Origin of the sequence: Tissierella creatinophila DSM 6911 (assembly GCF_001940565.1) — a bacterium.
Lineage (GTDB): Bacteria > Bacillota > Clostridia > Tissierellales > Tissierellaceae > Tissierella_A > Tissierella_A creatinophila.
On record NZ_LTDM01000035.1, the window covers coordinates 1 to 7,822 of the forward strand.

Annotated in this window: 5 protein-coding genes, 10 tRNA genes and 1 rRNA gene; 1 reads left to right on the top strand and 15 read right to left on the bottom strand. The window is 31.3% G+C overall.

Features of this window, described 5'->3' with window-relative positions:
* Positions 1 to 3: 3 nt before the first annotated feature.
* Positions 4 to 639, bottom strand: coding sequence for a zinc dependent phospholipase C family protein (locus TICRE_RS08870; RefSeq protein WP_075727256.1), 636 nt, complete (start codon positions 637 to 639; stop codon positions 4 to 6).
* A 226-nt stretch (positions 640 to 865) separates the two neighbouring features.
* On the opposite strand from TICRE_RS08870, the gene TICRE_RS08875 reads away from it, so the two are divergent.
* Positions 866 to 2,398, top strand: coding sequence for an FAD-dependent oxidoreductase (locus TICRE_RS08875; protein WP_075727258.1), 1,533 nt, complete (start codon positions 866 to 868; stop codon positions 2,396 to 2,398).
* A 61-nt stretch (positions 2,399 to 2,459) separates the two neighbouring features.
* Here the strand turns inward: TICRE_RS08875 and TICRE_RS08880 are convergent, their stop codons facing one another.
* From TICRE_RS08880 to rrf, 14 genes are all read right to left on the bottom strand, one after another.
* Complete coding sequence (locus tag TICRE_RS08880) at positions 2,460 to 4,109, bottom strand: putative manganese-dependent inorganic diphosphatase (protein ID WP_075727260.1); 1,650 nt, start codon at positions 4,107 to 4,109, stop codon at positions 2,460 to 2,462.
* Positions 4,110 to 4,257: 148 nt separating this feature from the next.
* Positions 4,258 to 5,046, bottom strand: a complete 789-nt coding sequence (gene proB / locus TICRE_RS08885) for a glutamate 5-kinase (RefSeq protein WP_198927539.1) — start codon at positions 5,044 to 5,046, stop codon at positions 4,258 to 4,260.
* A gap of 8 nt (positions 5,047 to 5,054) precedes the next feature.
* Positions 5,055 to 6,287 carry a glutamate-5-semialdehyde dehydrogenase gene (locus TICRE_RS08890; RefSeq protein ID WP_075727264.1) on the bottom strand — a complete coding sequence of 411 codons (1,233 nt, stop codon included), beginning with the start codon at positions 6,285 to 6,287 and terminating at the stop codon, positions 5,055 to 5,057.
* Positions 6,288 to 6,407: 120 nt separating this feature from the next.
* A tRNA-Arg gene (locus TICRE_RS08895) sits at positions 6,408 to 6,484 on the bottom strand.
* Positions 6,485 to 6,508: 24 nt separating this feature from the next.
* Positions 6,509 to 6,582, bottom strand: a tRNA-Gly gene (locus TICRE_RS08900).
* 60 nt (positions 6,583 to 6,642) lie between these two features.
* Positions 6,643 to 6,717 (bottom strand) — tRNA-Gly (locus TICRE_RS08905).
* Between the two features lie 29 nt (positions 6,718 to 6,746).
* Positions 6,747 to 6,822 (bottom strand) — tRNA-Thr (locus TICRE_RS08910).
* A gap of 33 nt (positions 6,823 to 6,855) precedes the next feature.
* Positions 6,856 to 6,932 (bottom strand) — tRNA-Asp (locus TICRE_RS08915).
* Between the two features lie 122 nt (positions 6,933 to 7,054).
* A tRNA-Val gene (locus TICRE_RS08920) sits at positions 7,055 to 7,130 on the bottom strand.
* A gap of 23 nt (positions 7,131 to 7,153) precedes the next feature.
* Positions 7,154 to 7,228 (bottom strand) — tRNA-Glu (locus tag TICRE_RS08925).
* A 93-nt stretch (positions 7,229 to 7,321) separates the two neighbouring features.
* A tRNA-Met gene (locus tag TICRE_RS08930) sits at positions 7,322 to 7,398 on the bottom strand.
* A gap of 46 nt (positions 7,399 to 7,444) precedes the next feature.
* Positions 7,445 to 7,533: transfer RNA gene (locus tag TICRE_RS08935), tRNA-Leu, on the bottom strand.
* Between the two features lie 8 nt (positions 7,534 to 7,541).
* Positions 7,542 to 7,616 (bottom strand) — tRNA-Asn (locus tag TICRE_RS08940).
* Between the two features lie 81 nt (positions 7,617 to 7,697).
* Positions 7,698 to 7,814 (bottom strand): 5S ribosomal RNA (gene rrf / locus TICRE_RS08945).
* Between the last annotated feature and the right edge of the window lie 8 nt (positions 7,815 to 7,822).

The window sequence follows — 7,822 nt, forward strand, 5'->3', positions numbered from 1 at the left end:
CTATTATACTTCAAATATAAATTGTCTTTGTAGTTCCTCAGAATAAGCATTTATTGTATCTAAAATAAAATAGCTTATCTTAGTATTAAATTCTGCTGCAAAGTCTAAATCATTTTTAAAACTTAATTTAAGAGAATATTCTTCTATGACAGATTCGATATAGTTTTTAATCTGTGCCTTTAGTTCTACAGATTCATTATTATATAGATCTATATCATTAGTTGAAATTACATGTTTTTTAAAATCATGATGCTTAGCATATGCATCTAATTCTTTTTCGTATTTAATATGTTTTTTCATAGAGCCTATAAAAGTCCATCTTTTAGAATGAGGTACACATACAAAATCAGTCAAATAATGTGAGATTATCCCTATTTTCCTACTCAAAAGTTTCATCGTTAGAGAATCTACATTGTTATTAAAATCTACATATCTACTCATAAAAATAACTTTTATAATTTCTTTTACAACATAATCTAAGCTTTCATCTTTGTAATGTCTAATAAATCTATATTTAGGTAAAATGTCTGGAGCAATAGAGCCCCATAATAATTTTTCTTTATCTAGTTTTAGTCCGTAATTTTCAAATACATTATTGTAAACATTAAGTGCTATAAGTTTATGGCTATCTGCAAATATTTAGAACCACTCCTTTATATATAAAGTAACTTTTGTTTTATCTCTCTTATTTATAATATAATAAGTTTAGAATTTAGTCAACTAATAATAATGTTTATTAAATATCAATCATCATAATATTGTTAATTAATAATATTATATTCAATATTTAATAAAAATATTATATTAAATCTATAAAATGGGAATAAGTATTCATAGATAGTAATATTATTTGGAGGTAGATTATATGGATAATTTTGACATTTTCAAAAACAAATCTTTATCTTTATGGCTTAAGGATAGTATATCTAGTAATATTTCTAAATTAGAAAAGAATATAATTTGTGATATATGTATAATAGGTGCTGGTATTACGGGTATAAGTACAGCTTATATGTTAAATGAATTAGGGTATAAGGTAGTACTTATAGATAAAGATACACCTATTCATTTAACTAGTGGAAACACTACTGCTAAGTTTACATTTCAGCATGATTTAATTTATAGTGAAATATTAAAAAATTACGGTCTAGAAAAAGCTAGACTATACTACGAATCGCAACTTGATGGATTAAATCTTGTAAGGACTTTAGTCCAAAGACATAATATATCTTGTGACTTTAAAGAAACTTCCAGCATTATCTATGGAGAAAATGAAAAAGAGTTTAATGAAATATTAGATGAAAAAAGTTCATATGAAAAATTAGGCATACCACATGAACTTATCCATGATCTACCTTTTAATATAAAGGGGATTGGTGGATTAAAAGTGGATTCTCAATTCGAACTTAATCCTGTAAAATATTTAGATTCTCTAATAAAATATTTATTAGAAAAAGATGTACCTATATTTAAAGATACTTGTGCTAAGTACTTGGTTAAAGATGGTGGAAATGTAAAAGTTGTAACAAATAACGACTTTATAATTAATTGTAAAAACCTTGTTATATCTACAGGATATCCATTTTTTGGTGCTAATGGAATGTATTTTACAAGACTTGAAGCTTATAGATCTTATTTACTTGCCTTTCCTACTAAAGAACCTTTAGATGATAGTTATATGATGATATCTAAATCACAGTCACCTTACTCTTTAAGATTTTCTAATACTGATGGAGTCCATTATCTTTTAATAGGTGGTAAAGGACATAAAGTAGGTCAAGCAAGTTCAGAAAAAGAAAGTTATGAAAAATTAATAGCTTTTGCTAAAAATAATTTTAAAGTAGATGATCCTGTTTATAGATGGTCTGCACAGGACTATCAATCGGTAGATAAAATCCCTTATATAGGAAGGCTTACTTCTAGGTATGAAAATATATTTGTAGCAACTGGATTTAACAAATGGGGAATGAGTAATGGAAGCTTTGCAAGTATTCTTATTTCAGATTTGATAAAAGAAAAAGCTTCAAAGTATGAAGAGCTTTTTAACCCCTCGCGTGGTGAAGTAAAACATAATCTTAACAAGTTTATTAAATCCAATTTAAATGTAGCTAAGGAACTTATCAAGGGAAAAGTACTTCCTGATGAGATAAATTTAAACGATATAAGAAACGATGAAGGTGGAATAATAAAATATAATGGTAAAAGGGTAGCTGCATATAGAGATGCTTCGGGTGTTCTATTTTTATCAGATAGTACTTGTACACACTTAGGATGTGAATTAGAATATAACAATGCAGAGAGAAGTTTTGATTGTCCTTGTCATGGTTCTAGGTTTAATTTTGATGGTAAAGTTTTAGAAGGACCTGCAACTACAGATTTAAAAAAGGTAGATATATAAAAAACTTGTTTAACTATAGGGACTATATTAATATAGTCCCTATAGTTAAATAGTTGGTATTTTATAATCCTTCTATACTGGTAAGAGCTATTGTTATAGGAGGAACTATTTGTTTTTTCCTTGAAAGAACCCCCTTCACATAAAAAGAATTATTTACTATGTCTTTTTCAAAAGCTTTTCCTATTATTTCTATATTTTCTCCTACTACTATTATTTCAGAAGCTTCTTTGAATATATCTGTAAGCATTAATATAAAGGTAGAATACCCCTTATCTTGTCTTCTTTCTTCCATTAATCTTAAAAGTTCAACTTTTATATCTTTTAAACTCTCTCTATCCATCGTATAAACTTGAGCTATACCTATTTTTTGTTCATTTATAGTAAATACTTTAAAATCCTCTTTTAATAACTCTTTTGGTGTTTTTCCTGTAAGAGATGTTCCATTTTTAAACATTTCCATAGCAAACTTTTCCACATCCAAATCAGATATCTTTTCTAATCTCTTCAACATAATCTTATCAGTGCTAGTAGATGTAGGTGATCTAAATAAAAGTGTATCTGAAATAATTGCTGCTGCTAAAATACCCGCTATCTTTTTAGAAGGTCTCCTTCCATTTTCAAAAAATATAGATGCAATTATTGTGGCTGTACTTCCTACTGGTTCATTTCTAAAATATATAGGATTTCCAGTAAATACATCTGCTACCCTATGATGGTCTATTATCTCTAGTATCTCTGACTCTTCGAGCCCATCTACAGATTGACTTCTTTCATTATGATCTACCAGTATAACTTTTTTCTTAATACTAGATATTAGATGATATCTTGATATAAGTCCCACTACCTTTTTTTTATCATCTACTACAGGGTAAGATCTATACCTAGTTTGAGACATTTTGACTTTTACATCATCTACTAAATCATCTAATTCAAATAAGATCAAGTTTTCTTTTGTAGATACATAATCAATTGGAATAGACTGTGTTATAAGTCTAGAAGTTGTAAATGTATCGTGTGGAGTACTAATAATAGATATATTATTTTCCTTTGCCTTTTCTATTATTTCTTTATCTACTTCATTATTTCCAGTTATTATAAGTAATGACACTCCTTTTTCTAAAGCAAGATATTGACTATCTTTTCTATCGCCACATATAACTATATCTTCTTTTTCAATGCTCTCCTCCATGCTTTCTGGTTTCATTGCAAGAACTAACAATTTTCCAATAAATTTCTTTTTGTCTTTTGATATAAATATTGGTTTAGCAGAAAGAGTGTCTAATACATTATCTATTGATGTATTAGATTTTCCAAGTATAGTATTATCCCATACATCAATATAAGATTGAATAATATCAGAAATAGTTACAACTCCAATTAGTTCTTCGTTTTCATCTATTACAGCAATGCTATTTAAAGTGTTTTTTTTCATCAATTCAAGACCCATACGCAATGATATATCCGATGTAATAGGAGCTATTTTGTCAAAATCCAAATCTTCTACGCTCAATTTTACTGTTTCAAGAAGCGTTGGAGACTTTACTCCAAAATATTTTAATATAAAATCTGTCTCTCTATTTATATTACCAAGCCTTACTGGAATAGCATTTACATCTCCTAGTGTGTTTTTGTATTCTGCATATGCAATGGCTGAACAGATAGAATCTGAATCAGGATTTTTATGGCCTGTTATATATACTGTTTCTTTCATTTAATCCCCTCTTTTTTCCCAGTTTTTAAACAAAGGTATTTATAAACTATTTTAAAAATTAATCCCATTAAAAATGCTAATAAATATAAGCTGTATTCTTTGGCATTTTTAATGAGATATGGTTTATTTGTGATTATGTTTTTTTGTTTTACTTTCCTAAAAATAAAGTTCCCTTTTCTTTTCCCTCACTTAAATCTAAAATAATATTTTTTTGTTTACCTCTAGCTACTATTAGAGAAGTTCCATAAGGTGTTACTATTTTAGCTGCCTTTATCTTAGTTGCAATGCCACCTGTTCCAAACGAACTATTTTTACCTATTGAAATGTTTTTTTCTAAATCATAAGGGTCATTAACTATCTCTATAAGTTTTGCATCTTTGTTTTCTGTAGGACTTTTATCGTATATACCAACTATATCGCTTAAAATTATAAGTAAATCTCCTCCCCAAAGTTCACTAGTTCTAGCTGCCATTAAATCATTATCCCCTATCTTTATTTCTTCAACACATACTGTGTCATTTTCATTTATGATAGGAACTACCCCCTCATCTAACAAGGTAAATAGTGTATTTCTAATATTTAATGTTCTAGATGTGGATTCAAAGTCTTCTTTAGTTAGTAATACTTGTGCTATATGCAAACCATATTCTCCAAATATTTTTCTATATGAATCCATCAGTTCAACTTGACCAATGGCACATAGTGCTTGTTTATAATTTATATCTTCTTTTCTTGACCATTTACCAATCGTACTAACCCCTGCTATTCTAGCACCTGAAGATACAAGTATTACCCTCTTTCCACTATCCATCAAACTCTTTATTTGAGGAGCTAAGTTTTTTATAAATTCTTTATCAATAGTTCCATCTTCACTTGTAATTGTACTGCTTCCTATCTTTATTACTATCTTTTTACTATTTTGTATTGTTTTTTGCATTATTATACCTACTTTCTAATTTGACCTTCTCCCATTACTAAATACTTATATGTTACAAGTTGCTCTAATCCTATTGGTCCTCTTGCATGAATCTTTTGTGTACTTATTCCCATCTCTGCCCCAAATCCAAATTCTGAACCATCTGTAAACCTTGTAGATGCATTTACATATATGGTGGAAGCATCTACTCTTCTTTGAAATCTGTTGGCATTAGTTAAATCTTCTGTAATTATTGCCTCAGAATGTTTTGTACCATATTTGTTTACATGCTCTATTGCCTCATCTATATCGTTAACAACTTTTATCGCTAAAATAGCATCTAAAAATTCCTCTTTATAATCTTTTTCTAGTGCATCTTTTATGTTTATAATAGTTTTTGTATTATTGCAACCTCTTAATTCAATTTTTTCTTTTAAGTTTTCATAAACCATAGGTAAAAACTTTTCTTTTATATCTTGATGTACTAATAGAGTTTCACAGGCATTACATACCCCAAGTCTTTGAGTTTTTGCATTTATCAATATATCTAAAGCCTTGTTTAAATCAGCTGATTTATCTACAAATATATGACAATTGCCCTCTCCAGTTTGTAGTGTAGGTACAGTTGAGTTTTGTATTACAAATTGTATTAAACCTTTTCCACCTCTTGGGATGATTAGGTCTATATAATCATTAGCATTTAACATATCTAAAACAAGATCTCTATTGGTATCTTCTATAAATTGAACTACTTCTTTGGAAATAGGAGAATTTTGAAGACCTTCTTTTATAGCTTTTACTAATGCTATATTAGAATTTATAGCAGATGAACTTCCCCTTAATATTATGCAGTTTCCTGATTTTAATGCTAAGCTAAAGGCATCTACTGTAACATTTGGTCTAGATTCATAAACTATACCCAACACTCCTAAAGGAGTTGTCATTTGAGATATAGTCAAGCCATTTTCGATAGTCCAGACTTTATTAGATTGCCATACGGGATCTTGTAACTTTATTACTGTATTTATACCTTCAATTATTCCATCTAATCTATCATCATCTAGCATAAGTCTATCTATTAAAGCTTCCGTCATATTATTTTTCCTAGAAATATCTACATCTTTTTGATTGGCATTTAATATTTCTTGTCTATTATTTTTAATAGATTCTGCAACTTTTTGTAAAGCTAAGTTTTTATCTCTTGTAGAAGCTATAGATAATTGTTTTTCTGCATTTCTTAATGCAATACCTTTACTTTCCATATATGACAATTTAATCCCTCCAATAATTATATATCTTTTATTTATTATATCATAGATATTAAGATAATTTAATAAAATAAAAAAACACTTAAAACTGTATAGTTTTAAGTGTTTTTTTATTGGCGTACCCTGAGGGATTCGAACCCCCGACCCCTTGGTTCGTAGCCAAGTACTCTATCCAGCTGAGCTAAGGGTACATATAAGTATTTATAATTTGTTTGTGGAGCGGGTGAAGGGAATCGAACCCTCGCAATCAGCTTGGAAGGCTGGAGCTCTACCACTGAGCTACACCCGCAAAAGTTTTTAAAAAATTAATCCCTAAAGGAAATTCACAGTTTCCTCCGGGGATTAATTGTGGAGCGGAAGACGAGATTCGAACTCGCGACCCTCGCCTTGGCAAGGCGATGCTCTACCACTGAGCCACTTCCGCACAACGTTTTGGTGGAAAGAAGTATCTTATGGAGCTGGCGAGAGGACTTGAACCCCCAACCTACTGATTACAAGTCAGTTGCTCTACCAATTGAGCTACGCCAGCATTGTTATTTCTTTAAAAAATTATGTATTTAATTGGCGACCTGGAAGGGACTCGAACCCTCGACCTCCAGCGTGACAGGCTGGCATTCTAACCAACTGAACTACCAGGCCGCATTAATTTTTAGCAGTTTCGTGACACAAATTTATTTACTCCCTATCGGTCGTATAAATTTGGTACTCATTGCATTTGACCTACCATAAATTTGCTATGCAAATTGGATTAGGTCATAATATGGTGGGCACAACAGGGCTCGAACCTGTGACCCCCTGCTTGTAAGGCAGGTGCTCTCCCAACTGAGCTATGCGCCCATATATTTAAATATGATGTTAATTGGTGACCCCACCGGGATTCGAACCCGGGATACCGCCGTGAAAGGGCGATGTCTTAACCGCTTGACCATGGGGCCTTATAATTTTATGGTTGTGCCCTGGGGCACTACCTATTATAAAATAAATTTATGGTTGCACCCTGGGGTACTCCCTATTCTAAAAAGAGTTTATGGTTGCGGGAACAGGATTTGAACCTATGACCTCCGGGTTATGAGCCCGACGAGCTACCAGACTGCTCCATCCCGCGTTATATTATTAAAGTTGTACACTTACTTAGGTATTAAGTAAAAAGTTGGTGCCGAAGACCGGAATTGAACCGGTACGACCGATAAAGGCCGCAGGATTTTAAGTCCTGTGCGTCTGCCAGTTCCGCCACTCCGGCAACTTAATTGGCTCTCAGGGTGGGACTCGAACCCACAACCTACCGGTTAACAGCCGGTTGCTCCACCATTGAGCTACCTAAGAATAGTAGAACTGCATAGATTATCTATGCTACTACATTTGACCTATTAAAAGCTTATTATTGTTACTAAGTTTAGGTCACTAATCTGGCGACTTCCTACTCTCCCAGGACGTTGCCATCCAAGTACCATCGGCGTTAAGAGGCTTAACTTCTGTGTTCGGTATGGGTACAGGTGTGTCCCTCTTGCTATTGTTACCAGATAAACTAC